This window comes from Parapedobacter deserti (assembly GCF_042646065.1).
Lineage (GTDB): Bacteria > Bacteroidota > Bacteroidia > Sphingobacteriales > Sphingobacteriaceae > Parapedobacter > Parapedobacter deserti.
Window position 1 is genome coordinate 439,819 of record NZ_JBHRTA010000009.1, and the last position, 26,418, is coordinate 466,236.

The window sequence follows — 26,418 nt, forward strand, 5'->3', positions numbered from 1 at the left end:
GCAGTGCAGTCAGCGTTGCTTCCCTACAGGATACCGTGGGTTGGGCGCTGGAATTGTTCACACTGCGTGATTGAAACAATTAAACAAAAATAAAAAAGTATGAAAACAACATTTACGCAATTTCTAAAGCCGGTGGCTTTAGCGGGTATGATGGTGCTCTTGCACTCAGCAACGGTAAACGCGCAGTCTGACGATGATTTTTCATTTAGCATTTCGTTGAACTCCGATCAGTTTTTCGGTTTTGCTCCTGTTTTTTCAGGCGCCTATTCGGTTAGTCCCACCGTTGATTTGACGTTCTATGGTATACTTTGGTCCGGCGGCACTGGTGGCGGCTGGGGCAACTGGACCGAATTCGGCATAGGTGCAAACTTCAATGTCGCCGATGGTGTCGCCATCAATCCCAACATAGGCGTCACGGGGGGCAATCTACTTTCTAGTGGTGCAGCGGGGCCATCCATTTTTGGCGACGGTATTGTGCCGAATCTTATCCTATCTCTCGATAAACCCAGCGTAGAGGGCGAGGTTTACTTCGGGTATTATGCACCGCTGCGGGATAAAGCGCCAGCGGACGGCTCCACTAATTCTTACATTCACTATTGGACAAACCTAGGATACCGCGTCAGTCCGAAACTCTCTTTCGGTGCCCATTTCGAGCACTTGCTGGGCGGACCCACTTCGGAATCAATGGCAGATGCATATCAATGGATCGGACCGTATGTGCAGTTTTCAGCACCCAAATACGGTGTGTTTTCACGGCTGACAGCCGGTGGCGATTTCGTCGAAGGGAATGATTCGTTTTTTAAAGTTGGAGTAGGGTTTAGCTTCTAAGATCAAACTATTATAACGATACCAACGCTGTAAACTATACACAGCCAACCTTGCCGCCAAGTTTTGCTTGGCGGCTTATTTTTTGCCGCGTATGTCAGCGTTATGCTGTCAAGTTGTCGTTTTATCTCAGGTGGAACGCATCTTGTTTAAGAAAGCAACGACAACCTTTAGAATTGTTGGCTATTAAATTTGCATTATGAACGAAAAAGGAAACATATCCATTCACACCGAGAATATTTTTCCGGTGATTAAGAAATTTTTGTACTCTGACAACGAAATTTTTCTTCGTGAGTTGGTGTCAAATGCCGTTGACGCGACGCAGAAAATCAAGCGGCTATCGTCGCTGGGTCAATACCAGGGAGACCTGGGCGACTTGATTGTTGATGTGGCGTTCGACGAAAAGGCTAAGACGATCACGATATCAGATAACGGCATTGGCATGACGGCCGATGAGGTGAAGAAATATATAAATCAAATTGCTTTTTCCGGCGCGACGGAGTTTGTTGAGAAGTTCAAAGAGGCAAAGGATGCCAACGAGATCATTGGCCGGTTCGGTCTTGGCTTCTACTCGGCCTTCATGGTCGCCGATAAAGTGGAAATCCAGACGTTGTCTTTCCAAGAAGGGGCGGAACCGGCGCGTTGGGTGTGCGATGGTAGTACGTCATACGAAATAACCACGGGTAGCCGGGCAACAAGGGGAACGGATGTCATTCTGCACATCAACAAAGATTCCGAAGAGTTCCTGGATAAAAGCAGACTCCAAGAGATATTGGAAAAATATGGAAAATTCCTGCCGGTACCTATACGCTTCGGCACGCGTACCAACAGCGAACCGGATGGCGAGGACAAAGACGGTAAGCCCCAATACAAAACCATAGAGGTAGACAATATCATCAATAATACCCATCCCGCTTGGACGAAGTCGCCGTCTGAGTTGAAGGATGAGGATTATTTGGCTTTCTACCGCGAGCTGTATCCTTATTCGTTAGACGAACCACTCTTCTGGATCCATCTCAACGTCGATTATCCATTCAACCTGACCGGCATTTTGTATTTTCCAAAGCTTAAGGAAAACTTCGAAATCCAGAAGAACAAAATTAAGCTGTACTCCCGGCAGGTGTTCATCACGGATGAAGTAAAAGATATTGTACCTGAATTTTTGATGTTGTTGCATGGGGTTATCGATTCACCTGATATTCCATTAAATGTCTCAAGAAGTTTCTTGCAGGCCGATAGCAATGTCAAGAAAATAAACGCTCACATCACCAAAAAAGTAGCAGACAAATTGGCTGAGCTTTTCAAGAGCGACAGGAAGGGGTTCGAGGAGAAATGGAAAGACATCAGTCTGTTTGTAAAATATGGTATGCTCAGTGACGATAAATTTGCTGAGAAAGCCCACGACTTTTGCTTGGTTAAAAATACGGAAGGCGATACGTACACGTTAAAGGAATTTGCTGAAAAGGTAAAGGACATCCAAAAGGATAAGGAAGGTAACATTGTGTACCTCTATACAAACGATGTTGCACAGCAAGACAGCTACATAGCTACAGCTAAGGAACGAGGATATGATGTGTTAGTTTTTGACTCGCCAATAGACAGCCATTTTGTAGGCTATTTGGAACAGAAGTCTGAGAAGACGCAGCTCAAACGTGTGGATGCTGACGTGATCGACAAGCTTATCCAAAAGGAAGAGAGCAAAAAACTGGTACTGACCGAAGAGGAGAGCAAAAAGACGGTGGAAGTGTTTGAAAAAGCCATCAACCGCACGGACATGAAAGTGCATGTGGAACCGTTGAGTGAGCACGAGTTGCCGGTTACCGTCACGATCGACGAGTTTATGCGCCGTATGAAAGACATGGCGCAGACCGGAGGGGGAATGAACTTCTATGGCAGTGTGCCCGACAATTACAAAGTAACCGTAAATGGAAACCATCCCCTGATCAAGCGGATACTTTCCGGAGAAAAAGCAGAGGAACAGGAGCAGCTGGCTAAACAGGCGTTCGATTTGGCGTTACTGTCCCGTGGATTACTCACTGGAAATGAGCTTACTAATTTTGTCAAGCGGAGCGTGAGTTTGATCGGCTAAGTTTTTTTGAAATTTGTTGTTGGATTCTGGACTGATTATTATCTTTGCAGTCCAATAACACGGTAGGTATAGCTCAGTTGGTTAGAGCACTAGATTGTGGTTCTAGGGGTCGTGGGTTCGAGTCCCATTACTTACCCGAAGTAACAAGGCACTTGCGGATTCGTAGGTGCCTTGTTTGTGATTTCCTTCTGTATGGGAAGCTACGTCGTCTTTACAGGTTTACAGCGTTTCACTCGATGAAGAGCCTTCACTGCCCGTGTCTTGGAAGGAGTTTTCCAGGCCTTCGAGGAAGTCTTGCCCCCAGCGTTGCACATCGTAGTGTTTTACAATTTCGAAAAGTCGTTTTATGCGCATTGACCGTTCGGCGTTGTCCATCGACAGCGCGGTGAGCAGGCTGCTCTTCAGGTCGTTCAGGTCATAAGGGTTGGTGCGTATGGCGTAAGGCAGTTCCACGGACGCGCCGGCAAATTCCGAAATGATCAATGCGCCTTTTGGATGTTGCTGCAGGCCCTGTACGGCGACGTATTCCTTTGCGACTAGATTCAGGCCGTCACGGAGTGGTGTAATCCAAGCCACATCGGAGATGGCATAATAAGATATCACCTCCTCAAACGGGACAGACCGGAAGAAAAAGCGGATGGGCGTCCATTCGAGGTTTGAATAGCGACCGTTTATCTTGCCCACGGCCTGTTCCAACTCGTGCTGTATGCGGTCATAGACTTTCATACCTTGAGAAGGCGGTGTACAAATATTGATGAGTTCCAGCTTGCCGTGATATTCCGGATGCTCGTCCAGAAATTCGCCAAAAGCTTCAATTTTTTCCAGCGGGCCTTTTACATAGTCGAGGCGTTCCACAGAAAGGACTATTTGTTTTCCTTCGGTACCGATACGCATGCTTTCGATCCGTGACTTTGTGTGCTTGTCCGTATAAATCCGCTGTATATTCTGCATATTAACACCCACAGGCTGTGCGCCTAATCGGACGGTACGATCGCCGACACGAATCAGCTTGGTCATCTGATCTATACCTAGTGCACAACTGTAGGTCAGAAATTGTTTTGCTGCATTTACACGGCTTAGTACCTGCACCGGTGCATGGCTTTTCACTACATCAACAAAATTTTCGACATAACGAGGGATATGGAAGCTGATAAAATCGCACTGGAGCAGGCTCCCGATAATATCCCGCCGCCATGGGATGATATTGAAAATGTCAGCCGGCGGAAACGCCGTGTGGTGAAAAAATCCAATTTTCACATCCGGGCGTTGCTGGCGGAGAAACGCCGGCACCATCCAGAGATTGTATTCATGAATCCAAACGAGCGCATTTGCCTCTGCTTCATCCGCTATGCGACTGGCGAAAAGTTCGTTGATGCGTAAGTAGTGGCGCCAATGTTCGTGATTGAACTTTACTTTGTTGATGAAAGAAAAGATTGTTGGCCAGAATGCCTCCTTCGAAAAGACCCGATAGAACAGATCAATGTCCTTTTTGGGCAACGGGATGATCGATGCTTTCAGGTTAGGATACTTTTCCCGATCAATATAAGGGTTGAGCCCCTGTTCTTCCCCTAATGCGTCCGAAGCTTCCTCTCCAATCCAGATACCAGGCCGTCCGTTCGTAAAAAAGCCCAACAGGGAAGGGATGATTCCATTTGGACTGCGCGGTGGTATGCGCCTGGATTTCCCATCCTTCATTTCGGTATCAAAGGGAAGGCGGTGATATACCATGAGTAACTGTTTACTCTCGCGTGTTGCAACCACCGCTGCGTCGGATGCACTGTCTCGGTAGCGACGGAAGGCGGGGAAATGTTCCATCGCTTCCAGAATCCCTCCGGCTCCCGCCGCTGTAGCGTGATAGGCGTTAGGCATTTCTTGTGTGCTGGAAAGCAGCCGGGGTTCGGAATCACCTACGACGACGCCATGGTACCCTGTGTCGAAGAGCGCAAAATCATTATACGTATCTCCGGCCACCAGCACCTGTTCCTCGGGGAATCCGATGTGTTGCAGTAGTTTAATGAGCGTAGTGCCTTTGTTGACGTCCTTAGGTAGGATATCAAGATATTTGCCTGCCGACGTGAGCACCTCACACCCCAGTGATTCGGCAATCTGTTGCACTTGCTCAATATCCGTAGATTCATCGTAGTAAAAAGAACATCGCCGTTGCTGCGGTACTTCCTGTGTAACAAGTCCAGACACTTCAGTCAGCTTGCTGCGCACGACAAATTTTCCGGGCCATTGCCGTTCAATATCACCTTGGATGCTGGCAACCGGCTGCATGTTTTTTCCGTACACCACGGTCGCTCCTACATCAGCAATGATATAGTCCGGGTTTGGTATGAGCGGATCATGTACCAAAGGCAAGACAGTTTCGATACCTCTGCCCGTCACGAATACCAATTTAATGTCAGGATTATTGCGGATGAGGTGATAAAGATTTTGTTTCTGCTGTGCGGATCCGCCAAGAAACGTACCATCGAGGTCTGTAGCTAATAACATCATTATTCGGTCAATTAAGAAATTACTGCAACGCATTTCAAACGGCTGTGTTGAAAAGCGTTAGTTCGTACAAAGACGGGATATTGATATTTTTACAGGTGACCCAATACCTGCCCCCTAATTTCGGCAATTTACTGTCCTAAAAAAAGGGATTCAGATCAAAGGAGGTCAAGAGTTGACCTTAAGTTGAAACAAAGATAACGAATCGTACCCAAAAATGCAACACAACATTTTAGTTTATGTTATTGTTCTATGTATACCCTGATAGAATCAGCGTCCAGCCGAGATCGCAGCCATGCCTCTAGTTTGCTTCGGTTTGCGGTAGTGGTTTTAGGATCGGAAGTACCTATAAAAAGTGAAAGGTAGGTGTTATAGCGCGCCGAGTCGACATACATAACCTGTTCAGCTGTGCCACATGAAGTAATTTCAGGAAATAGCGGTTTCAGCTCAAGTAGTAGCTGCCGGCCTCGGTGCCTGCTTTGATTCAGGCTGTCCTGGTTATGCAAGGCATTGGCCAACTCGGCCCTAAGCCGGCTGATTTCCGTCTGCTGAGTATTGATAGCCATGAGACTTTCATTGGTGTCTTCATCGTTCAAAGAGAATCCCTGTTGGATGGAAACATGCGCATCCTCAAGGTCGTAATGCCTGGTTTTGGCGATCACTTCCTGTTTGACGCTCTCCGGTATAAGCCGGCCACCATAGATAAGACGTATGGTCCTTTTCGACGGATCAATTTCGGTTTTTAGCAGATAGTCGCCTTCGATATAGGTTTCGTTTCGTATAAAGGTATTTGCGTTGCGGGTAAACCGTTCCTGCTGGACTAATACATAGCCAAAATACACGCTTGGTAGTATGGTGATCGTCGCAATTACGCTCACCCAGCGGTTAGCCGTCTTTTTTGCGATTTCGTTAACACCGTGCCAAATGGGATACTTAAGAAAACGTACAATAATGAGCGTTGAAACAGCAATGAATACGGTATTTATGGTAAACAGGTAAAACGCGCCGAAAAAATAATTCCATGCGCCCGTGGCCAGTCCATAGCCGGCCGTACACAGTGGAGGCATTAAGGCCGTGGCGATAGCCACGCCCGGAATAACGTTGCCCTTCTGTTTGCTTGAAAGCGCAACGATGCCGGCCAATCCTCCCGCCAACGCAATTAAGACATCGTAGATATTCGGCTGGGTGCGTGCAAGCAGTTCGGAATGGGCTTCACTGAGGGGAGAGACGGAAAAATAGACGGTGGAGGCGACAAGGCTTGAAGCAACTGCGAAGCCGTAATTTACCAAAGACTTCCTCAGAAGCCGGAAGTCATAGGTTGCCAAGCTATATCCCATACCTAAAATAGGTCCCATCAGTGGCGATATAAGCATCGCGCCGATGATTACTGCAGTGGAATTCACATTCAGACCCACGCAGGCGATGATAATAGCGAATATCAAAATCCAAAGGTTGGTGCCTTTGAAGAAAATGCCTTTTTCGACGGTGTCATGGATCACGTCGAATTCCTCTTGTTCCGACTTAATATTGAATTTAGCTAACAAGCTGTTCGTATCCATGCGCCGAAAATAGCATTTATTTGAGATAAACGTACTGACGGCGGAAAATTCCACTAAAGCAACGGTGAACCTGCCGCCTTCGGGATCCAAAAGTCATGTCGGATGTGTTCGATATTTCGGGGGTACGTCAACCTATAACAACTAAGGTTTTTTTATCGATCGACTAGACGATTTCATTCACATTTTTTAATTTAGCCGACTGAAACGATTCATTCTTCCCAATGCGTAAACAGATCAAGCAATTTTTTGAAGCTGACTCAGCGAGCGGCATCACATTACTCGTGTTCCTGGTGATTTCACTTACAATTGCGAACTCGCCGTTAGGTCCCGGTTTTGAATCCTTGTTAGTCACCAAAATCGGCTTTGAAACAACCGCCGTCCATTTGCGATACAGTGTACTCCACTGGATAAATGATGGACTGATGGCAATTTTCTTTCTGATGGTTGGGATTGAAATCAAGCAAGAACTGGCCCATGGGCAGCTGTCATCCGCGAGAAAAGCATCGTTGCCCTTCTTTGCTGCGTTAGGCGGTATGCTGGTTCCTGCAGCGATCTATGTGCTGTTCAATGCTGACACGAGTACTCGCCATGGCTGGGGTATCCCTATGGCTACCGATATCGCTTTTGCTATCGGTATTTTATCCATTTTGGGTAAACGGGTTCCGGTAGCATTGAAGGTGTTTCTTACCGCATTAGCTATCGTCGATGACCTCGGGGCTATCTTAGTTATTGCCATCTTCTATACAGCTGAACTTCAGTCTACCTACTTGTTGTATGCACTCGGTATTTTTGCCCTGCTAATGTTCATCAACCGCATGGGCGTCAAATCCCTTTGGTTTTACTTGATTCCCGGCCTATTCATGTGGTATTTCATCCATCATTCCGGTGTACATGCCACCATTGCGGGGGTACTTACCGCCTTTGCCATACCGTTGCAGGGTAGAAAGGGAGGGCACTCACCCATTCAGCATGTGGAACATGCTATTGCCACACCAGTCAATTTCTTGATCATGCCCCTGTTTGCGCTAGCCAATACCAACATCCGGTTTGAAGGAGGCATGCTGGAAGGATTGGCTAGTCCACTGGGCATGGGTATTATTGCCGGATTGTTCATCGGTAAGCCCTTAGGTATTACGCTGCTCTCGTACATAGCAGTCAGACTTCGGATAAGCGAGCTCCCCAAAGGTACGAACTGGTTGCAGGTAATAGCTATTGGACTCATGGGTGGGATCGGCTTCACCATGTCTATATTCATTGCGTTGCTGTCATTTGTAGACCCACACTACCAGACAGAGGCAAAATTTGCCATTTTGGTTGCCTCTGCACTATCGGGAGTTCTAGGATACCTCTTACTGAAGCGATTGGGCAAGAAATATATTAAGCAGCCCATATAGTTTGGTGCTCGTCGACTGCGGTAGGGAATAACAAGCATCAGCTTCTTACTTTGCCAACCGCTAGGCGGTAATGCTGTTTGCCGAGGCCGCCTCTTCTTTTCGCTCGCCGATCTGTTGTCGCCACATGGCGTAGTACAGTCCCTTTGCGCCAAGCAGCGCCACGTGATTGCCTGTTTCTACAATCTTCCCTTTTTCCAATACAAAAATTCGGTCGGCGTGCATGATGGTTGACAACCGGTGGGCGATCATAATGGTGATGTGATGACGTTCAGCTGTGATACGGCGGATCGTATTGGAAATCTCTTCCTCCGTAATCGAATCGAGGGCAGAGGTTGCCTCATCGAAAATCATCAGATGGGGTTGGCGTAAAAGGGCCCGGGCTATGGAAAGCCGCTGTCTTTCGCCACCGGATAATTTAAGCCCGCCTTCACCAATCATCGTGTCCAGCCCGTTGTCCGCCCGCCCCAAGATACTCTGGCCGGCAGCCTTGTGCATCACGTCAATGATCTGCGCGTCCGTCGCATGCGGATTGACAAAGCGCAGGTTTTCCCTTATTGTGCCGGAAAACAGCTGCGTATCCTGCGTCACAAAGCCTATTTGGTGGCGTAGCTCATCAAAATCTATCCGATCGCCCTGAACGTTGTTATAAAAGATATGTCCGTTACTGGGGTGGTACAGGCCTACCAGGAGCTTCACCAGTGTGGTTTTCCCCGCGCCCGAGGGCCCCACGAATGCTATCGTCTCACCCCGTATCACTTCAAAAGATATTTTTTCCAGCGCCGGCCTGGTGGCTGACTGATGCTGAAAGCTCACTTCGTCAAACCGTAAGCTGGTAATGGCATTGATTTTCTCTGGATTGACGGGTTGAAATTCTGGCTTTCGCTTGAACAGTTCCTGCAGGTTGTTTAGGGAAGCTTCTGCCTCGCGGTATGATAGGATGATGTTGCCCAATTCCTGGAGCGGACCGAAAATGAAAAACGAATAAAACTGCATCATCATCAGTTGCCCTACGGTGATCTTGTCACTAAACACAAAGAACAGTAATGCAAACATAATGCATTGCTGCAGAAAATTGACAAACGTGCCCTGCACAAAGCTTACAGCGCGGACGCTTTTCACCTTGCGTAGTTCCAACTGCAGAATTTTCATCGTTGAGGAGTTGAGCCGTTGGATCTCCTGCTGGGTAAGTCCGAGGCTTTTCACCAATTCGATGTTGCGCAGCGATTCGGTGGTCGATCCAGCCAGCGCATTCGTTTCGCTGAGGATACTTTTCTGGATAAACTTAATCTTCTTGCTCAGGTAGCTGGTCAGGAAAGCCAGTGTTACGGCGCCTATGAGGTAAATCGCTGGTAAAGAAGGGCTAAGCTGAAACGACACAATGACTACGAAAACAATGCCTACCAGCGTGGCAAACAAAACGTTCACGAAATTGGTGATAAATTTCTCACAATCTGCGCGCACTTTTTGCAACACCGACAATGTTTCCCCGCTGCGCTGATCCTCGAAATCCTGAAAAGGCAATCGCAGTGCGTGCTGTAAGCCGTCCGTATATAAACGGGCACCAAACTTTTGGATTACAACATTTACCACGTAATCCTGAAAGGCCTTGGCTATCCGCGAAACCATGGCAACGCCGATGATCAGCAGCAAACCGACAGTGATGCCTCTGAAGAATGTCGAATCCGCACCCTGTTCGCGGAAATCGGCCGCCCTGTTTGCATAGGGGTCAATGATCAGGTTACCCAGGATATAGGGATTCAGCAAGGAGAAAACCTGGTTAATAGCCGCCAGCAATAGGGCTAAAAGAATCAGACCCTTATGTCTGCTCAGGTAAGATAATAGTAATTTCATCTAACGATAATAAGACCTTAGCCAGTGCAACGGTCATACGGCAATTTTACGATCTTTTTTTTGTGTGTCAGTTAAATCTTCATATTATCTTAGCGTAATGCCTTATTTTTTACGACAATCAGACATTGACCGGTAGTTTATGTGTTCATGCCTCCATGCGGCAAACTGATTACGAGTGGTTCGGCGAATAACCCGGTCTCCTTATAAGACCATGCAACGATAGCAAGAACAGCAACCGAAGCAGGGAATCGCAATAGAGAGCAAAAATTTCACCCGACCTTGCTATTCTCCTTATATTCTCCCTATTTTAGCCTGCAAGAATCGTCCATGGGCACGTTTTATTACCAAATTTTATAAGATGAAGAGCAGTTTGTTGACGTTATTTTATATAAGTGTGCTAGCTTGGAACGCCTTTGCACAAGATGAAGTGGATAAAGCCAAATATGAGCTCCTCCGCGAAACCATCAATTTTCTGGCAACCGATAAAGCCGTGTCAAAGGATACTGGTTTTACGATCACCTGTGAAACGCTGGATTACAATTGTTTCAAACAACAGTTGTCTAAAAATTCTATAGCAGGCATCGAGCGGTGGTACAGCGCATGGCAATCTATGGAAGTGGCAGATGAAGCAGGTTTAGTTGCTTTGCGGAACCAAGTTTTTGCCGATATCCTCGAACGGCCGGGGAAAGGGTACCGGAAGCAGCTCACCGGCTATAACGACTTTGTCACGCGCCTGGAGAACCTGATTCACTCACCGGTGGAAGAGGTGCCGGCAGAACAACTCGCTGTAGATACGGCTTTGGAATCGCCGCTCGGCGCCGTTGGGCCGAATCCAATCTATCCCGAACAAGTTGCCGACAATATTGATAATCCTGAAAATAACCATACCATGATTGCTTACCTCGCCATCGCCATCGGCATCCTTGCATTAGTCGTTGCTGCCCTACCCATCTTTAACAAAAGAGACAGTCAGCCAGCTGTTGATTTCCAGCGATTGGAAGAGCGGTTGGACGAATTGGGCATGCGGATAAAACGATTGGAACAGCAAATAGCGGACAACCAATTAGAGCGTGACGCCATTGCCAATTTAACCGCGATCATGGAGTCGGTAGAGAAGCGGGTCTCCGAGCTTGAAAACCGATAGACGGTTATATAACGTGTTGCTATCGCCCTGCGCTACCTCATACATGCTAAGCGTTTACCCCTTTAAGCCCGCATCAGCCTTCCAATGCGATGCTCCCGAAATGCCGTGTTCTTCGGCATTGAACACCGGGTCTTTTCCGGCTTTCTTCTGCTGGCTGTAGTCTTTTAATGCCTTCAGCGCGGGCTTACGTAGCAGCAGCAGCGCAATCAAATTAAGCCAGGCCATCAGGCCTACGCCGATGTCTCCCAATGTCCATGCTACTTCGGCAGTTCTGACGGTACCGTAATACGTAGCCGTTAATATGAGTATCCGGAGCACCCACACCAACCACTTGTGCTTTCCTTTACGATCGAGGTAGCTTAAATTGGTTTCGGCCATATAATAGTATGCCATAATCGTTGTAAAGGCGAAAAACAACAGCGCTATGGCTACTGCTGGGCCACCTATAAGGGGGAAATGTGCAGCAATCGCATGTTGGGTATATGCTGGACCGATTTCTATTCCCGGAATGTTTTCCACGATATACCCACCTTCGGGATGCTGTATGTTATACTTGCTGGTAAATAAAATCATGAAAGCAGTTGCCGTGCAGACAAACAGTGTATCGACGTAAACGGAAAACGCCTGCACCAGTCCCTGTTTGGCTGGATGGCTCACCTCTGCCGCCGCTGCAGCATGTGGTGCGGTACCCTGCCCGGCCTCATTGGAATAAATCCCCCGTTTTACACCCCACGCCACAGCCATCCCTATCACACCGGCGAAAGCAGGTTCAAAATTGAAAGCGGAACGGACGATCAGCATAAACACCTCTGGAATTTCCCTAAAATGGATCGCAATGATTGATAAAGCCAGTATAATATAACCTCCAGCCATAAACGGCACTACGACCTCAGCTACTTTGGCAATCCGCTTGACACCCCCGATGATGATCAGTCCGAGTAACAGCACCAGCCCGAGCCCCATGTACTCAACGGGTATACCAAAGGCAGTTTGGCTGCTCTGTGCAATGCTGTTGCTTTGTACGCCGGGGAGGAATACCGCGGTGGCCAAGATCGTAGCTATCGCAAACAAGATGGCGTACCATTTTACACCAAGTCCTTTTTCGATATAAAAAGCCGGTCCACCGCGATACTGCCCATCCTTCACCTCCTTGTATATTTGACCCAACGTAGCTTCCACGTAGGCAGAGGCACTACCTAGGAACGCGATGAGCCACATCCAGAACACTGCGCCCGGACCCCCCATCGCTATCGCTGTAGCCACCCCAGCGATATTGCCGGTCCCTATCCTCCCAGACAGCGCAAGAGCAAACGCCTGAAATGACGACACACCTTTGGTTGATGAGCTGCTTCTAAACAGCAACCTGGTCATATCTTTTAAGTATCTGATTTGTAAAAATCCAGTAGCAAATGAAAAATATATACCCGTCGCAAGGCAGAGGATGATCAATGCGTTGCTCCAAATGATGTTATTAATAGCGTTGATCGCTTGTTCCATTTTCAGTTAAGTTGGTTACAAAAGAATGGGCGCTAAGATAACAATTTATCGACCGATTGAAAGGGTAGTTTGGGCTGCGGCACAATTTGTTGGTATCTCAATTGCTGCCTGGGGGTTAAAGCCTCCAACTTCAACGCATACCAAGCTGAGAAGTCAGTGCCTATTGAAGTGTCGTTTCGGAAGTTTTTTTCTTTATTTCAATTCCACATTGGATTTTGTGGAAAATTAGCAACATGGGCATATTTCGGCCCCAGCGACACGATTGCTTCCTTCCATAGATTTTCTCCGTCGTCGCCGAAGGTGATGTCAGGATTGTAGTCGTTGCTGATCACCCATGCATTTTCCCCGAGCTCGTCGTCCAGTTGCCCTGGGCTCCAACCGGAATAGCCGATGAAAAATTTGATTTCATCAGGTGTGATATCCCCGTTTCGGATGAGTATCTGCAGGCTTTCGAAATTGCCGCCCCAAAAGATGCCATTGCCCAAGCCGATGCCACTGTGTAGTTTGTCGTAGCACTTGTGTATAAAATGTATACTTTCCTGAGCTACCGGTCCGCCAAAGAACAGCGGAAATTCTGCTTCGGGAAGGTCGTCTATTACATCCCTGAGTTGAAGCGTTGCGGGCTGGTTGAGTACGTAGCCAACGGTTCCGTCTTCAGCATGGTGCTCACACAGTAAGACGACTGCTCGTTGAAAATTAGGGTCCAGCATGAAGGGTTCCGATATCAACAGGCTCGCGACTTGGGGGATATTTTTATTAAACATGGCGAATTCTTTTCGATAACATTGTAAAAGTAGCAAAATTTTCGCACAAAAACCAGATGCCGCTATCGTCAGCTATCGGCATCGGTCAGCTGTTTGAGCAACCCTTCGTCCGTGAGATCGAGCCGTAGCGGCGTGATCGAGACAAAATCGTTCTCCACCGCCCAACGGTCTGTGCCCTTATCAGCCGGTTCGAGAGGACTTACAGTAAACCAGTAATGCTTGCGGCCCATGGGATCCTTTCCAGGCTGTATCCGGCCATCGTAAAACCGGACCGATTGCCTTGTCCAGCGGATACCTTGCGGCTGAGGTGGATAATTGACGTTGTAAAGTGCGATTTCACCGGGATCCTTAAGCAGCAATTCCAAAGTCTGTTCGACATATGGCGTGAGCACGTCAAAATCCGGCTCGGAGTTCCCAACTGGCGTGCTGAACGCAATGCCCTTTTTGCCAAACAAAACGGCCTGCTTCGCTGCCGCGAGTGTTCCGGAATGCCACATGGAATTTCCCAGATTCGGCCCCATGTTGATGCCAGAAAGAACAACTTGGATGTTGTTGCGTAAATGCGTGCCCAAAGCTACGCAGTCTGCCGGAGTGCCATTGACGCGGTATGCTTCGATGCCAGGAAATTCAATAGGCGACTTTTTACATGAAAGTGGCCGCGAGTGCGTCACTGCGTGGCCCATAGAGGATTGCTCAACGTCAGGGGCCACGACGACCACCTCCCCGAATTTTGAGGCTATCCGCGCCAGCGCACTGATGCCGGGACTGTATATACCATCGTCGTTGGTGACTAAAATCCGCATAAAAAACTATTATATATGAAGCGCTTTAAGCGCAAGATGATTACCTTACTCACGGATAAAACAAGTCTTCTTGATTTTTTGTTTTGTACAGTGATCTCAATAGAAGTTTTATGCAAAAAACAAAGGCCGGTAAACATGCCCATTTATTTCATAATCCTAAGGCAGGTGACCATCATCATATAAAAATGGATTTGATTGAGACCGTTGTGTCCTGCGGATTCACCTGTAAATACAATTCCACAAAGGCAAAAGGGTGGGGGCGAATAAAAAATGAGACTGCATTAGTTGTCATCGCAGGTGGAGATGGCACGGTACGGCAGGTGATGAAAAAGTTGCTTGCTCGTAAAGTGTTGGACAAGCGCTTGACAGTTGCGCTTTTACCAGCCGGTACGGCAAATAATTTCGCAAAAACAATAGGGGCATCCGCGTCGCTGGCGAATTTGGGGCATACCATCGCGCATTGGAATCCGAGACCTATCGATGTTGGAGCAATTCGCAATCTGCGTGAAAGTAAGTTTTTTCTGGAAGGCATGGGGTGCGGCCTGTTGCCAAGGTTGATTAAGGCAATGGGCGACACAGACCTGTCCAATGTAAAAAGTGCCGACGAGGAACTGGACATCGCGCTTGGTAAATTGGTAGAAATAGCACAGCATTATAAGCCCAAGTGGGGGCAGTTTAAGGTCGACGGCGTGGTGTATGAAGACAACTACTTACTGGCGGAAGTGTTAAACATCAAATCGGTGGGACCCAATCTCGAACTCGTTCCCCATGCAGACCCTTCCGACGGAATATTTCACGTTGTTTTATTGAAAGAGGCCGATCGGGAAGCATTTATTGAATACGTGCAAAATCTAAGAATTAAAGCGCATCGTAAAGCATCGCCCATCCCGTGGCAATTGATTGAAGCGAATCGGGACATTATTATACGCAGCGATAACAGGCTCATTCATGTAGATGACGAGCTCATCACTGTGCGGAAACGACAACCTTTTAAGATAGAGATCAGGGCGGGGATCGTAGATTTCTTGGTCTGATCAAGATATCCGATTTAGTAAGGCATCCAGCGTGTCTCCCGGTTCGAGCAGGTGTGCTTGTATTCCAAGCCTTCTGGCCGTATCGATATGCTGGGGGCTATCATCGACAAATAGGGTTTGTGTCGGTATCAAGTCATGGGTGTCCAGCACAAACTCAAAAATTTCCCTGTCGGGCTTGCGCATGCCAAGCAAATGGGAATAATAATCTTTCTCAAAAAAAGCGGCATTGCCTTCAAGCCCAAATTCACGTTTCAGATAGGACATAATCCACTGATAATGGATGTCGTTATTGTTGCTGAGTAAAAACGTCCGATAGCGTTTTTTCAGTTCACACAGTAGATCGTGGTGTCCCGGTCGTACGCCAATGAGCAAGCTGTTCCAGGCGGTGTCGATAGCCTCATCGCTTAGCCGAGGATTGTCTGCCGCTTTCCGGATACCATCGCGGAATGCGGCGGCTGTAATGGCTCCTTTGTCAAAAGCATCAAAAAGATCGTGCTGTGCCCGGTGACCATAAAACGAATCGACATTCTTGATGCCCAAGTCCATAAATGATTGCCTCAGCCTAAGAAAGTCGATATCAAACAACACATTGCCGTAGTCGAGTATAATTGCAGTAATATTTTGCATAAAAAATTTCTGATTATCTATGCAAAGATGTAAATTTGCACCCGCAAAACAATATTTTTTTGCCGCGCCTATAGCTCAGTTGGTTAGAGTAGAAGACTCATAATCTTTTGGTCCCTGGTTCGAGCCCAGGTGGGCGCACAAAAACGTACGAAAGGAGGTATAACAGGATATGATCATAGTAAATGTAAAAGAAGGTGAATCGCTGGATAGGGCGTTGAAGCGGTTCAAGAAGAAGTTCGAAAAAACCGGTGTGTTGCGCGAGCTACGCTCACGTCAGGCTTATGAAAAGAAATCCGTTGCCCGTCGTACGCAAGTTAAAAAGGCGATTTACAAGCAAGGCCTCAACCAAGACAACGTTTAGGTACACTTAATTTTGCTGCTATTTATTTGCAGCATCGGAAAACTATCCGTATATTCAACGAGTGGAATATATGGGTAGTTTTCGATGTTTATAGACCGTTTTACAAATTTCATTCGATACGAAAAACGCTATTCCGTGCATACCCTCACGGCGTATAGCCACGAGGTGCAGCGGTACATAGGTTACTTAACCGAACATGAAATAGATATCAATAAGGTGACGCACCGCCAAGCAAGGGCCTACCTGGCGGCCTTGCTTGAAAGCGGCCAACGTCCGGTAAGTATCAACCGGAGTCTCTCTGCACTCCGTACCTATTATAAATTTCTGATGCGCGAGGGAACAGCCACGCACAATCCCTTTGCGTTGGTGAAAGCGCTGAAAACCCCAAAGAAACTTCCAGTGGTGGTCGACAAAAAAAAATTGTCGGCATTATTAGATATGGACGGCGTTTTTCCCGATACGTTCGAGGGCTTGCGGGATAAGGCCGTCATCGAACTTTTATTCGGTACCGGTATCAGGCTTTCGGAGCTGCTGCAAATTCAAGAGGCGCACCTCGATTTTTACAACAACAACGTCCTCATCTTTGGCAAGCGGAATAAGCAAAGGCTTGTCCCCTTAAACCGGACATTAGCCGCATTGCTTCAACAGTATATTAAAGAAAAAAAAGAACAGTGTTTTAATAACATTTCGGACAATCTGATCGTTACTAAAGAAGGGAAGAATGCTTATCCCACATTGATCTATGACATTGTGACCCATTACCTCGGTACAATATCTCCGCAGCAAAAGAAAAGCCCTCACGTATTACGGCATACTTTTGCCACGGCTTTGCTTGATAATGGGGCGGACTTAAATGCAATAAAAGAGTTATTGGGGCACGCAGGGCTGGCAGCAACGCAAGTATATACGCACAATTCAGTAGAACGACTTAAATCAATTTATAAACAGGCCCATCCAAAGGCTTAAAAAAGGAGGAAACATGAATATTACCGTGCAATCTATCCGGTTCACTGCAGACAGGAAGTTGATCCAATTTATCCAAAAGAAGGCAAACAAACTTGACCAGTTTTTTGATCCCATCATTGATGGTGAGTGTTACCTCAAGCTGGAAAATGTAGAAGATGAAGCAAACAAAGTCTCGGAGTTCAAACTCAACATCCCGGGCAACCAACTATTTGCAAAAGCACAGGCAAAATCTTTTGAAGAAGCCACCGACCTTGCGGTGGAATCCTTGCGCAGGCAGATCAACAAATACAAAACCAAAACTCGTACAAAAGCAAGTAATCACAAGAGTTTGTTGTCATTGACAAATGAATACATGGCATAGGCTCTTTTCGAAAACCGCCGTTGACTTGGCGGGTTGCAATTACCGCACCCGAATCGCAGGTTACGGCGGTTTTTATTATCTTTGAGGACCAAGAACCTCAGAGACAATGATACATAGGTGGTTTGAAAGGTGTTTTGCCTTCAGCCGCAGGGAGCTGAATGGCATATGTATGCTCAGTATATTCCTGTTGGCGCTTTGGGCAGCGCCTCGTTTTTACCGGCTTATTCACGTCTCCGAAGATACCGATATCTCCGCCCATATCGATAAGGTCGAACATTTTCTCTCCACTGCCACCCCGAAATCCCCAAGGCGAATCGACAGCACGTCCCAATTGTTGGATGTCGTTACGCACCTGGAAAACATCGACTATTTTACTTTTGACCCCAATGGTTTGCCGGCGGTGGAGTGGAAACGGCTTGGACTCTCGGACAGGCAGATACGCGTGATTAAGAACTACGAAGCAAAGGGCGGGCATTTCCGTGTCAAAGAGGACTTGAAAAAAATTTATTCGATTGGAGACAGCGACTATGCCCGGCTGGCTCCTTATATCCATATACCGGTTAAGTCACCGGGCCAAGAGGCGGCGCCGCCGACCGAGCACAGCGAATCGGCAAAGAAAATCACACCAATTTTAAAAGAACGGACCGCTTTAGCCATTGAACTAAATACTGCCGATTCGACCGACCTGCAGCAGCTGCCCGGCATCGGCCCGGTATATGCTTCCCGAATCGTCCGGTTTAGAAACCGGCTTGGGGGGTTTCATCATGTGTCGCAGCTGATGGATGTGTATGGGTTTGATACGCTTCGGTTTGACGGATTGAAAAAATTCGTTCATGTGGATACTTCCCTTGTAAAAAAAATTGCACTCAACACGGCAGATTACGAAGCGCTAAAAGCGCACCCGTTCATCAGCCCTAAGTTGGCCAACCTGATTGTGCAATACCGCAAGCAGCACGGGCCTTACCGTGCAACCCATGACTTATTGCAAATCGCCGTGATGGATGAAGAAAATTTTCGTAAAATTGCACCTTACGTAACCCTATCCGATGATTGATCAGCAGCTTAAATCCGCCATACGCGATGTGCCAAACTTTCCCAAACCCGGCATTATATTCAAAGACATTACCCCGATTCTCCGAAATCCACAACTATGCGAATCCGTTGTGGATAGCTTAGTGGCACAATTGCCTGTGACAAGGATCGATGCGGTTGCCGGCATCGAGAGCCGTGGATTTCTGTTCGGATTGATGCTTGCGCAGCGTTTAGGTAAGCCGTTTGTGCCCGTGCGCAAGCAGGGCAAACTTCCATGGCGCACCGTGTCCCAAGAATATGCCCTCGAATATGGCAAAGCCGTCCTCGAAATCCATGAAGACGCTTTTGAGCCCGGTACACGGGTGCTTGTACACGACGATTTGCTGGCCACTGGCGGCACGGTGACAGCTACCAGCGAGCTAATCCGGAAGCTTGGCGGCAGTGTTGCCGGCTATGCGTTTATCGTCAGCTTGGAATCTCTCGGAGGCAGGGAACAGCTGTATGCCTATAGCAAAGACATTTTTTCCCTGATAAGCTATTGAGCAAGTTTCGGTTACAGCTTTTTCCCTGTCACGGTAATATCCGAAACGATTGTCATCGGAATCTGCAGTCCCTGTACCTCGATATTGCCGCTGACATCCTGTTTCATTGTCGTTTTCAGTGGCATCCCTGACCTTGTATCCACTTCGAGCGTACCTTTTTGGGTACCGCTCAGGTTGATCTCCGCACCCTGCAGCATCGGATTGCTGCCTCCGCCAGGTAGTTTTGAAAAACTCATCTGCCCGTCGAAGTCCAGTGTTGCCATATCACCAGATATTTCTGATAGGGAAAAATTAGAGGCCGCGGTAGATTGCATGAAACCGGCTATGGGTCCCGAGAATGTCTTCGTCCACGTATCGCCGATAGCTACTTTTCTATTAGGATAGATATCAGTAATTTGATTTAAGGTCTGAATCATAGTTGAATCGCCGAAGACCTGCTTCAATAATTCCGCTTGGGCCCCATCAACAAAACCAATGAGTTCGGCGATCCCCTCTACCTTTTTCACACTTCCTTCCCCGTTGATATGTACAATGAACGATTTGCCGATCATGTTTGTCATCACTTGCAAATCACTCGTGCCCGATTCGGGATCGTCCGAATCGTACCTAAGCCGCTGTATGCCGCCCATATCAGTATCCATTTTTAGGCCATCGATGGTGACCTGAATCGTTGTAAATCCATTTTGAACCGATTGGACATCATAAATGTAGTCCGTAGCGACATCTTGGGTAATGATCATTTTCTGACCCATCATTTCCTGCTCAATGTTTTGTTTGATTGCAGTCGAAAAAAGGTACTTATCTCCCTGCTGGAAATTAAGTCTAAGGACCAGTTCCCGTTTCTTCGGAAGAAGTGACTTTTCTGGGCGTTCCAGGCCATGGGCCAGAAGATTGCCGTATCCAAAGAGTAATACGGACAATAGTCCGAAAGCAGCAGTACGCTTCATGTTTACCTTTTTAAATAGTTGAATAATACCAAAGGTAGCTTTTCTGTCCGTTCGTACTTATCTATTTTTAATATTTTTTTCGGTGCAGCGGGTCGCCGGTTATTAGCTGCAACACATGATTGCGATGAATTCATACTAAAAACTGTTTTATTCTATAATACACCGTATTTTCTTTTGTTTGCATTTCAGCTCGTATTGCGTATAATTGCTCAAAACCAATTAAAATATGTACATAGAATCAGCGATAATGGGCGATGAAAACCGCGAAATGATTCGTCGCATGGTGCGCGAATTCGCGGAGAAAAAGATTCGTCCATATGTAATGGAGTGGGATGAGGAGCAAATTTTCCCGGTGGATACATTCAAGGCCATGGGTCAACTAGGCATCATGGGCGTTTTAGTACCCGAAGAATACGGAGGTGCCGGCCTGGGGTACCATGAATATGTCGATGTTATTGTAGAGGTGGCTAGGGTATGTGGTTCAGTGGGTCTTTCTCTTGCTGCTCACAATTCACTCTGTACAGGACATATCCTTACCTTCGGCAGTGACAGCCAACGGCAGCGCTGGCTGCCGAAATTGGCAACAGCTGAGCGGATAGGGGCTTGGGCACTTACGGAAGCCAACACCGGGTCCGACGCGCTGCGTATGGGTACCACGGCCGTGCTGGACGGAGATGAATACATTGTAAATGGATCTAAAAACTGGATTACCCACGGGAAAAGCGGAGACCTTGCTGTGGTGATGGTACGCACAGGTGAACAGGGCCGCTCTAAGGGTGTTTCGGCGCTGGTTATAGAAAAAGGTACCCCGGGGTTCACACACGGGAAAAAAGAGAACAAGCTCGGAATGCGTGCCTCCGAAACCACGGAGCTGATCTTTGATAATTGCCGGGTGCCGAAGGAAAATCTCCTTGGTGAAGAAGGAGACGGGTTTAGGCAAGCCATGAAAGTGCTCGATGGCGGTCGTATCTCCATAGCAGCCCTGGCGTTAGGTATTGCCAAGGGAGCCCTTGGCGCCGCCGTGAAATACGCTAAGGAGCGTCATCAATTCGGCCAGCCTATTGCTAATTTTCAAGGAATATCTTTCAAATTGGCAGATATGGCCACAGAAATCGAGGCCGCTGAGCTATTGATAAGACAGGCGAGCGAATTGAAGAACCAAGGCGGGGATGTAACCAAAAACTCGGCGATGGCCAAGTATTATGCTTCTGAGGTCGCCGTGCGATGCGCCACCGAAGCCGTGCAAATTTTTGGCGGATACGGATATACCAAAGATTTTCCTGTAGAAAAGTTCTACCGGGACGCCAAACTATGTACCATTGGCGAGGGTACTTCCGAAATCCAGAAATTGGTTATATCGCGGGAAGTGCTCAAATAGCGATCAAGAGAGCTGAATAATTAAAAACAATGTGTAGCTTTGTGTATTGACATGATATTATGGAATGGCTCTCAAATCCTGAGATCTGGATCTCGCTGCTTACCCTTACCGTACTGGAAATCGTTTTGGGTATTGATAACATAGTTTTCATTTCCATTTTAAGCGGAAAATTACCCGCTGACCAACAGCAAAAAGCACGGCAACTGGGGCTGATGCTGGCTTTAGTCATGCGCGTGGCCCTACTGTTTTCGATTAAGTGGATTATGTCCTTGACCAAGCCTTTTCTGAACATAGGCGAATGGCTGGATATACAAAATGGAAACATCGACCATTTTCTGAACCTCTCCGGAAGGGATTTGATTTTGCTGCTTGGAGGGCTTTTCTTGATCTACAAAGCCACCTCCGAGATCCACACCAAACTGGAAGGGGAGGAGCACCGCCACAAGCTGAAAGGCAAAGCGGTTACTTTTGGCAATGTCATTGTGCAGATCGTCATCTTGGATGTGGTTTTCTCGTTAGATTCCGTGATCACGGCAGTGGGAATGGCTGACCACATCGGCGTAATGATTGCTGCGGTGGTTATTGCGATTATCATCATGATGATTTCTGCAAAAGCCATCAGCAATTTTGTCAATACACATCCAACAGTAAAGATGCTCGCACTCGCTTTCCTGTTGCTTATCGGCGTCTCTTTGACGGCAGAAGCATTCGAGCAGCACATTCCCAAAGGATATATTTATTTCGCGATGGCGTTTTCGGTGTTGGTGGAGTTTTTGAATCTTCGCGCGTCGAAAAAAAAGACGAAAGCAGGTTCCGGCGATCTCAAAGTGAATTGATTAGCGCCCAATAGCGGAAGCCCAGTATAGCTTGCTGGCCTTTGGTCAGCCGGGAAGGATCTTTGCCGCTGTATTTTGGCAGCAGCTTGTTGTTGATCCTGACAAGTAACTTAAAAAAATACTTTTTCATATCTATTCCTCCAATTGTCATGCAAGACGCATGATGATCAATGTATTTTATTCATATTTGTTTGCAGCTAATTCATTACTTTTAGCTAATCAAATTCAGTTAGTAACATGGTAAAAGCAAAAAAAGAACCAAAAAAACACGTTCCTGTCGTGACGCCTGAATCGCTCAGGTTTTTCGAGCAGTACATAAACAATCCCTCGCCTACAGGGTATGAATGGGCTGGCCAACGTTTATGGTTGGATTACCTAAAGCCTTATGTAGATGAAACGTTTACAGACCATTATGGGACTGCCGTCGCTGTTATCAACCCGAAAGCCGATTTCAAGGTGGTCATTGAGGCACATGCCGACGAGATATCATGGTTCGTTAACTATATTACCAAAGAAGGGTTGATCTACGTAATCCGCAACGGTGGGTCAGATCATCAGATTGCGCCATCCAAACGGGTGGACATCCACACGGATAAGGGCGTGGTTAAAGCAGTATTTGGCTGGCCCGCAATCCACACACGCTCGGGAGAAAAAGAGGAAGCCCCAACATTAAAGAACATATTTTTAGATTGCGGTTGTGCCAGCAAGGAAGAAGTAGAAGCGCTGGGCGTTCATGTGGGATGCGTCGTCACGTACGAAGATCGATTTATGGTGCTAAATGACCGCTATTACGTGGGGCGTGCACTTGATAACCGGGCTGGTGGCTTCATGATTGCCGAAGTAGCCCGTCTACTGAAGCAAAACAAGAAAAAGTTGCCGTTTGGCCTGTATATCGTCAATTCCGTTCAAGAAGAAATCGGGTTGCGTGGTGCCGAAATGATCGCGCATCGCATCAAGCCCGACCTAGCTATCGTCACGGACGTGACCCACGACACGCAGACCCCGATGATCAACAAGGTGACACAGGGCGACCTTGCCTGCGGAAATGGTCCGGTGGTATCCTATGCACCATCCGTGCAGATCAATTTCAACAAGCTGTTGATTGACACCGCAATAAAAAAGAATATCCCATTTCAGCGGCAGGCTTCCTCACGTTGGACGGGCACAGACACCGATGCATTTGCATACTCCAATGAAGGCGTGCCATCTGTGCTGATTTCTCTCCCGCTACGGTATATGCATACCACCGTGGAGATGATTCACAAGGACGATGTAGACAATGTAGTCCGACTCATATATGAAACGTTGTTGTCAATTAAGTCTGGTCAGGATTTCAGGGCATTCAAAGGATAGTCGCAAGGCTCGTAATGCTGAAAGCTCGGCATTAGAGGTGTATATCTGAGCATTAAATAAAATTTTCTTTGCACATTTGTGGGATTGAAAACACGTTCCCGAATAAGGGAAATAATTAACACCAAGAATATGACAGATAACAAGGAAAACCAGTTAAATATCGAGTTGACAGAAGATGTAGCCGAGGGCATTTATTCCAATCTCGCGATCATTACCCACTCAAATACGGAGTTTGTGGTTGATTTCATACGTGTGATGCCTGGTGTGCCAAAGGCCAAAGTAAAATCGAGGATAATCCTTACACCAGAACACGCCAAACGGTTGTTGCATGCCCTGGATGACAACATTGCAAAATACGAATCGGTAAACGGCAAGATCGATGCGCATGACGAGCCTCCATTCCCGATGAATTTCGGAGGGCCTACAGCACAGGCTTAATCATGCCCTTCGGGGCCTATTGAAAATGGCTACGATAAATGCGATTGCGGCCAGCACAACCACGATGTTGAATAGGCCTTTCAATGCATACAAAAACACACCGATACCCCAAACGATCAGTAAGATGACGGCTAAAATGAATAGGAAACTTCTCATATTACGTTATTTTTATTGATAGAACCCCTCACCGCCCTGTTTTGTTTGCGGAACAATATATTTCGATGGAAATCTGCACCTTAACAAAAAAAGCACAATTGAATTTGCAAAATGTAGCAGAGTTTGTACTTTTGCGGCGGAGAGTTGGCAGAGTGGTCGAATGCGGCGGTCTTGAAAACCGTTGTCTGTAACAGGACCGGGGGTTCGAATCCCTCACTCTCCGCAGAAAAAGCCTTTCAGAAATGGGAGGCTTTTTTGCGTGGTGAGGATTCGAACCAGAAGGGTTGGCCGGGGTTCGATTCGTGAAGGTTCACGCTTGTGTTTGGGTCATGTGGGGCTGAACCAATATCTCACTCTCCGCAAAAAAGGAATCATTTACTATCAAAACCCTATAAACAGCACGTTTATAGGGTTTTTTCTTTTATAAGCCTTCCTAATCATTCAATAATTCCATGTTCCAGCGAGACCCTATCGAGACCCTGCAAACTGTCAGTTCAGGGTCTCGCCAAACGATGCAACGACATAACTAACAAATAGAGGCGTTAGATGTGCCCGCAAAAAAGTAGTGATGCTGCTTATTCCTATTCAATTTTTTCTTAGGACTGTAGTTACAAGCTCTATTTTCCGCATGTTCAATTTTATGTTCGGATAGCAGCCGTACAATTATTGTCCGTGTTTCATCTTCGTTAAGTCCAATTTTCTCGCCGAGGTCAATTTCATTAAGTTGACCATCATTTCCGATTAATGCGTTGTAGTATTTTTCTTTATTTTCCATGGTTATATATTTTTTGCACAGCGATCATGATGTGCGGACTAAAGGGCAAAAGATAACTGTCGTTTTCGGTAATTTGGATAAGCTCCATTAATGTCTTTTGCCGTTTTTTATTCAGCATGTTGGAGAAGTAATCTTTATCTAACCAAGCCATACCTTCGACCGCGTAGGTATTTAAGTGGGTTAAATCCTGGTATAAAAATTCACTTTTTAACTGTTCAGGTTGATGATAAAATGCCTCAGCTAAAAGCCAAGGAAAATCGTCCGGCGGATTATGTAACCCCGTTGTTAGCTCTTCCTTGCACATTTCAAAAAACGCCTTTTTGTGTATTAGACCCTGTAAGAGGCCAACCAATGTTGATGCCGTGTAGTTAATGGCAAAACCCAAAATTATTCCGTTGTTTTTTAAAACGCGTTTAGCTTCGCAAATCGCTTGATCCCTATCCACTTTATTTTGAAGATGGTAAAGCGGTCCATGCAATATGATCAGGTCTGCAAATCGACTTGGAAAATCCAGTTTGCGAGCTTCTCCAAAGTGTATCGAAAACTTGTTCTTTAGTTTATTTGCCCTATTTTGGGCTATTCCGATATGTTTTGACACTGGCTCTACTAAATGAACCTGGTGTCCTTTTTGAGCGAGCCATGCCGAGTACTTACCGGTACCGCCGCCTATATCCAATATTTTTATTGGGTAGGTTGGTAGGTATCGTTCAATGAGTGACTTAATCCGTTCAAACTCAAATATCCCCATTCCTTTTTCAAGTCGCGTTTCTTCGGAAGCTTTATTATAAAATAGTTCGATACCTCTACTTATTAATTGTTTACTATTCATTTTTTGACATTGTATTATCACCACACGTTGACCTGATGGATATAGCCCAAGCGATGAGGTAATCGATTTGATAATCAATTGCTTTGTTCAAGATTTAATAAAGTAAGTGGGATACTATTATCTGAGCATTAAAAATCAGAAGATTTCAATGCGTTAATTACTCATTTCGAGTTCGTCTCATAAGGGAGACGCAGATAATATGTTAGTTATCGTATAACAGACTACAAAGATAGAAATTCCGAATTAATTAGTCTCAGTGCGGTTTCCCCCAAATATTAGACAACTGAATTAATTTCTAAATTAGCAGTTGTAAAATGAAGAAGGAACGCAGAAAGTTTAGCGCAGCATTCAAGGCAAAAGT

The 26,418-nt window shown here is 46.6% G+C and carries 26 protein-coding genes and 3 tRNA genes; 17 read left to right on the forward strand and 12 right to left on the reverse strand.

Going from position 1 to position 26,418, the window contains the following annotated elements; translation table 11 throughout:
• Positions 1-99 precede the first annotated feature (99 nt).
• The 3 genes from ACFOET_RS05320 (at position 100) to ACFOET_RS05330 (ending at position 3,050) form a co-directional block, all read left to right on the forward strand.
• A complete protein-coding gene (locus ACFOET_RS05320; RefSeq protein ID WP_379020325.1) occupies positions 100-828 on the forward strand; it encodes a DUF6733 family protein in 729 nt (242 codons plus the stop codon).
• 196 nt (positions 829-1,024) lie between these two features.
• Entirely contained in the window at positions 1,025-2,914 is a 1,890-nt protein-coding gene (gene htpG / locus ACFOET_RS05325; protein ID WP_379020327.1) for a molecular chaperone HtpG, read from the forward strand.
• Positions 2,915-2,976: 62 nt separating this feature from the next.
• A tRNA-His gene (locus ACFOET_RS05330) sits at positions 2,977-3,050 on the forward strand.
• A gap of 83 nt (positions 3,051-3,133) precedes the next feature.
• On the opposite strand, the gene ggpS is transcribed toward ACFOET_RS05330, so the two are convergent.
• Complete coding sequence (gene ggpS / locus ACFOET_RS05335; RefSeq protein ID WP_379020329.1) at positions 3,134-5,413, reverse strand: glucosylglycerol-phosphate synthase; 2,280 nt, start codon at positions 5,411-5,413, stop codon at positions 3,134-3,136.
• A gap of 239 nt (positions 5,414-5,652) precedes the next feature.
• Positions 5,653-6,969 carry a DUF389 domain-containing protein gene (locus ACFOET_RS05340; RefSeq protein ID WP_379020331.1) on the reverse strand — a complete coding sequence of 439 codons (1,317 nt, stop codon included), beginning with the start codon at positions 6,967-6,969 and terminating at the stop codon, positions 5,653-5,655.
• 221 nt (positions 6,970-7,190) lie between these two features.
• On the opposite strand from ACFOET_RS05340, the gene nhaA reads away from it, so the two are divergent.
• Positions 7,191-8,363: a Na+/H+ antiporter NhaA gene (gene nhaA, locus ACFOET_RS05345; protein WP_379020333.1), complete on the forward strand. Its 1,173-nt coding sequence runs from the start codon at positions 7,191-7,193 to the stop codon at positions 8,361-8,363.
• 60 nt (positions 8,364-8,423) lie between these two features.
• Here the strand turns inward: nhaA and ACFOET_RS05350 are convergent, their stop codons facing one another.
• Complete coding sequence (locus ACFOET_RS05350) at positions 8,424-10,214, reverse strand: ABC transporter ATP-binding protein (protein ID WP_379020335.1); 1,791 nt, start codon at positions 10,212-10,214, stop codon at positions 8,424-8,426.
• 358 nt (positions 10,215-10,572) lie between these two features.
• On the opposite strand from ACFOET_RS05350, the gene ACFOET_RS05355 reads away from it, so the two are divergent.
• Entirely contained in the window at positions 10,573-11,358 is a 786-nt protein-coding gene (locus tag ACFOET_RS05355; protein ID WP_379020337.1) for a hypothetical protein, read from the forward strand.
• A 54-nt stretch (positions 11,359-11,412) separates the two neighbouring features.
• Here ACFOET_RS05355 and ACFOET_RS05360 read toward each other — a convergent pair whose 3' ends face one another.
• The 3 genes from ACFOET_RS05360 to surE all read right to left on the reverse strand — a co-directional run bounded on the left by ACFOET_RS05360 (position 11,413) and on the right by surE (position 14,422).
• Positions 11,413-12,855, reverse strand: a complete 1,443-nt coding sequence (locus ACFOET_RS05360) for an alanine/glycine:cation symporter family protein (protein ID WP_379020339.1) — start codon at positions 12,853-12,855, stop codon at positions 11,413-11,415.
• Positions 12,856-13,052: 197 nt separating this feature from the next.
• Positions 13,053-13,619, reverse strand: coding sequence for a YqgE/AlgH family protein (locus ACFOET_RS05365; protein ID WP_379020341.1), 567 nt, complete (start codon positions 13,617-13,619; stop codon positions 13,053-13,055).
• Positions 13,620-13,687: 68 nt separating this feature from the next.
• Positions 13,688-14,422 carry a 5'/3'-nucleotidase SurE gene (gene surE / locus ACFOET_RS05370; protein WP_379020343.1) on the reverse strand — a complete coding sequence of 245 codons (735 nt, stop codon included), beginning with the start codon at positions 14,420-14,422 and terminating at the stop codon, positions 13,688-13,690.
• 110 nt (positions 14,423-14,532) lie between these two features.
• Between surE and ACFOET_RS05375 the strand changes: the two genes are divergently transcribed.
• Complete coding sequence (locus ACFOET_RS05375) at positions 14,533-15,456, forward strand: diacylglycerol/lipid kinase family protein (RefSeq protein ID WP_379020345.1); 924 nt, start codon at positions 14,533-14,535, stop codon at positions 15,454-15,456.
• Here the strand turns inward: ACFOET_RS05375 and ACFOET_RS05380 are convergent, their stop codons facing one another.
• Positions 15,457-16,083: an HAD family hydrolase gene (locus ACFOET_RS05380; protein WP_379020347.1), complete on the reverse strand. Its 627-nt coding sequence runs from the start codon at positions 16,081-16,083 to the stop codon at positions 15,457-15,459.
• Between the two features lie 64 nt (positions 16,084-16,147).
• Between ACFOET_RS05380 and ACFOET_RS05385 the strand changes: the two genes are divergently transcribed.
• From ACFOET_RS05385 to ACFOET_RS05410, 6 genes are all read left to right on the forward strand, one after another.
• Positions 16,148-16,221, forward strand: a tRNA-Ile gene (locus ACFOET_RS05385).
• A 31-nt stretch (positions 16,222-16,252) separates the two neighbouring features.
• Positions 16,253-16,444, forward strand: a complete 192-nt coding sequence (gene rpsU, locus ACFOET_RS05390) for a 30S ribosomal protein S21 (RefSeq protein ID WP_379020349.1) — start codon at positions 16,253-16,255, stop codon at positions 16,442-16,444.
• Between the two features lie 84 nt (positions 16,445-16,528).
• Positions 16,529-17,410: a tyrosine-type recombinase/integrase gene (locus tag ACFOET_RS05395; RefSeq protein WP_379020351.1), complete on the forward strand. Its 882-nt coding sequence runs from the start codon at positions 16,529-16,531 to the stop codon at positions 17,408-17,410.
• A 13-nt stretch (positions 17,411-17,423) separates the two neighbouring features.
• A complete protein-coding gene (gene hpf, locus ACFOET_RS05400) occupies positions 17,424-17,771 on the forward strand; it encodes a ribosome hibernation-promoting factor, HPF/YfiA family (protein WP_379020353.1) in 348 nt (115 codons plus the stop codon).
• A 169-nt stretch (positions 17,772-17,940) separates the two neighbouring features.
• Complete coding sequence (locus ACFOET_RS05405; RefSeq protein ID WP_379020355.1) at positions 17,941-18,825, forward strand: ComEA family DNA-binding protein; 885 nt, start codon at positions 17,941-17,943, stop codon at positions 18,823-18,825.
• Complete coding sequence (locus ACFOET_RS05410) at positions 18,818-19,345, forward strand: adenine phosphoribosyltransferase (RefSeq protein ID WP_379020357.1); 528 nt, start codon at positions 18,818-18,820, stop codon at positions 19,343-19,345. Before ACFOET_RS05405 ends, ACFOET_RS05410 begins: the two co-directional genes overlap by 8 nt.
• An 11-nt stretch (positions 19,346-19,356) precedes the next feature.
• Here the strand turns inward: ACFOET_RS05410 and ACFOET_RS05415 are convergent, their stop codons facing one another.
• Positions 19,357-20,292 carry a DUF6263 family protein gene (locus ACFOET_RS05415; protein WP_379020359.1) on the reverse strand — a complete coding sequence of 312 codons (936 nt, stop codon included), beginning with the start codon at positions 20,290-20,292 and terminating at the stop codon, positions 19,357-19,359.
• Between the two features lie 226 nt (positions 20,293-20,518).
• On the opposite strand from ACFOET_RS05415, the gene ACFOET_RS05420 reads away from it, so the two are divergent.
• A complete protein-coding gene (locus tag ACFOET_RS05420; RefSeq protein ID WP_379020361.1) occupies positions 20,519-21,670 on the forward strand; it encodes an acyl-CoA dehydrogenase in 1,152 nt (383 codons plus the stop codon).
• Between the two features lie 59 nt (positions 21,671-21,729).
• A complete protein-coding gene (locus ACFOET_RS05425) occupies positions 21,730-22,506 on the forward strand; it encodes a TerC family protein (protein WP_379020363.1) in 777 nt (258 codons plus the stop codon).
• On the opposite strand, the gene ACFOET_RS05430 is transcribed toward ACFOET_RS05425, so the two are convergent.
• Positions 22,493-22,636, reverse strand: coding sequence for a hypothetical protein (locus tag ACFOET_RS05430; RefSeq protein WP_379020365.1), 144 nt, complete (start codon positions 22,634-22,636; stop codon positions 22,493-22,495). The genes ACFOET_RS05425 and ACFOET_RS05430 overlap by 14 nt on opposite strands.
• Positions 22,637-22,743: 107 nt before the next feature.
• Here ACFOET_RS05430 and ACFOET_RS05435 point away from each other — a divergent pair, with 107 nt between their 5' ends.
• Complete coding sequence (locus tag ACFOET_RS05435; protein ID WP_379020367.1) at positions 22,744-23,859, forward strand: M42 family metallopeptidase; 1,116 nt, start codon at positions 22,744-22,746, stop codon at positions 23,857-23,859.
• 129 nt (positions 23,860-23,988) lie between these two features.
• Positions 23,989-24,297, forward strand: a complete 309-nt coding sequence (locus ACFOET_RS05440) for a DUF3467 domain-containing protein (RefSeq protein ID WP_379020369.1) — start codon at positions 23,989-23,991, stop codon at positions 24,295-24,297.
• Here the strand turns inward: ACFOET_RS05440 and ACFOET_RS05445 are convergent, their stop codons facing one another.
• Complete coding sequence (locus ACFOET_RS05445; protein WP_379020371.1) at positions 24,298-24,453, reverse strand: DUF5670 family protein; 156 nt, start codon at positions 24,451-24,453, stop codon at positions 24,298-24,300. It abuts the gene before it with no gap.
• A gap of 138 nt (positions 24,454-24,591) precedes the next feature.
• Here ACFOET_RS05445 and ACFOET_RS05450 point away from each other — a divergent pair.
• Positions 24,592-24,676: transfer RNA gene (locus ACFOET_RS05450), tRNA-Ser, on the forward strand.
• A 303-nt stretch (positions 24,677-24,979) separates the two neighbouring features.
• On the opposite strand, the gene ACFOET_RS05455 is transcribed toward ACFOET_RS05450, so the two are convergent.
• Positions 24,980-25,228 carry a hypothetical protein gene (locus ACFOET_RS05455; RefSeq protein WP_379020373.1) on the reverse strand — a complete coding sequence of 83 codons (249 nt, stop codon included), beginning with the start codon at positions 25,226-25,228 and terminating at the stop codon, positions 24,980-24,982.
• Positions 25,218-26,057 (reverse strand): class I SAM-dependent methyltransferase, encoded by an 840-nt coding sequence (locus tag ACFOET_RS05460; RefSeq protein ID WP_379020375.1) that lies wholly within the window; start codon positions 26,055-26,057, stop codon positions 25,218-25,220. The genes ACFOET_RS05455 and ACFOET_RS05460 overlap by 11 nt, the downstream gene beginning before the upstream one ends.
• Positions 26,058-26,418: the final 361 nt, after the last annotated feature.

Bases quoted from the DNA above. Each gene is read 5' to 3' on its own strand.
- ACFOET_RS05320 (WP_379020325.1), top strand. From the start codon at position 100: ATGAAAACAACATTTACGCAATTTCTAAAGCCGGTGGCTTTAGCGGGT.
- htpG (WP_379020327.1), top strand. From the start codon at position 1,025: ATGAACGAAAAAGGAAACATATCCATTCACACCGAGAATATTTTTCCG.
- ggpS (WP_379020329.1), bottom strand. From the start codon at position 5,413: ATGATGTTATTAGCTACAGACCTCGATGGTACGTTTCTTGGCGGATCC.
- ACFOET_RS05340 (WP_379020331.1), bottom strand. From the start codon at position 6,969: ATGGATACGAACAGCTTGTTAGCTAAATTCAATATTAAGTCGGAACAA.
- nhaA (WP_379020333.1), top strand. From the start codon at position 7,191: ATGCGTAAACAGATCAAGCAATTTTTTGAAGCTGACTCAGCGAGCGGC.
- ACFOET_RS05350 (WP_379020335.1), bottom strand. From the start codon at position 10,214: ATGAAATTACTATTATCTTACCTGAGCAGACATAAGGGTCTGATTCTT.
- ACFOET_RS05355 (WP_379020337.1), top strand. From the start codon at position 10,573: ATGAAGAGCAGTTTGTTGACGTTATTTTATATAAGTGTGCTAGCTTGG.
- ACFOET_RS05360 (WP_379020339.1), bottom strand. From the start codon at position 12,855: ATGGAACAAGCGATCAACGCTATTAATAACATCATTTGGAGCAACGCA.
- ACFOET_RS05365 (WP_379020341.1), bottom strand. From the start codon at position 13,619: ATGTTTAATAAAAATATCCCCCAAGTCGCGAGCCTGTTGATATCGGAA.
- surE (WP_379020343.1), bottom strand. From the start codon at position 14,422: ATGCGGATTTTAGTCACCAACGACGATGGTATATACAGTCCCGGCATC.
- ACFOET_RS05375 (WP_379020345.1), top strand. From the start codon at position 14,533: ATGCAAAAAACAAAGGCCGGTAAACATGCCCATTTATTTCATAATCCT.
- ACFOET_RS05380 (WP_379020347.1), bottom strand. From the start codon at position 16,083: ATGCAAAATATTACTGCAATTATACTCGACTACGGCAATGTGTTGTTT.
- rpsU (WP_379020349.1), top strand. From the start codon at position 16,253: ATGATCATAGTAAATGTAAAAGAAGGTGAATCGCTGGATAGGGCGTTG.
- ACFOET_RS05395 (WP_379020351.1), top strand. From the start codon at position 16,529: ATGTTTATAGACCGTTTTACAAATTTCATTCGATACGAAAAACGCTAT.
- hpf (WP_379020353.1), top strand. From the start codon at position 17,424: ATGAATATTACCGTGCAATCTATCCGGTTCACTGCAGACAGGAAGTTG.
- ACFOET_RS05405 (WP_379020355.1), top strand. From the start codon at position 17,941: ATGCTCAGTATATTCCTGTTGGCGCTTTGGGCAGCGCCTCGTTTTTAC.
- ACFOET_RS05410 (WP_379020357.1), top strand. From the start codon at position 18,818: ATGATTGATCAGCAGCTTAAATCCGCCATACGCGATGTGCCAAACTTT.
- ACFOET_RS05415 (WP_379020359.1), bottom strand. From the start codon at position 20,292: ATGAAGCGTACTGCTGCTTTCGGACTATTGTCCGTATTACTCTTTGGA.
- ACFOET_RS05420 (WP_379020361.1), top strand. From the start codon at position 20,519: ATGTACATAGAATCAGCGATAATGGGCGATGAAAACCGCGAAATGATT.
- ACFOET_RS05425 (WP_379020363.1), top strand. From the start codon at position 21,730: ATGGAATGGCTCTCAAATCCTGAGATCTGGATCTCGCTGCTTACCCTT.
- ACFOET_RS05430 (WP_379020365.1), bottom strand. From the start codon at position 22,636: ATGAAAAAGTATTTTTTTAAGTTACTTGTCAGGATCAACAACAAGCTG.
- ACFOET_RS05435 (WP_379020367.1), top strand. From the start codon at position 22,744: ATGGTAAAAGCAAAAAAAGAACCAAAAAAACACGTTCCTGTCGTGACG.
- ACFOET_RS05440 (WP_379020369.1), top strand. From the start codon at position 23,989: ATGACAGATAACAAGGAAAACCAGTTAAATATCGAGTTGACAGAAGAT.
- ACFOET_RS05445 (WP_379020371.1), bottom strand. From the start codon at position 24,453: ATGAGAAGTTTCCTATTCATTTTAGCCGTCATCTTACTGATCGTTTGG.
- ACFOET_RS05455 (WP_379020373.1), bottom strand. From the start codon at position 25,228: ATGGAAAATAAAGAAAAATACTACAACGCATTAATCGGAAATGATGGT.
- ACFOET_RS05460 (WP_379020375.1), bottom strand. From the start codon at position 26,057: ATGAATAGTAAACAATTAATAAGTAGAGGTATCGAACTATTTTATAAT.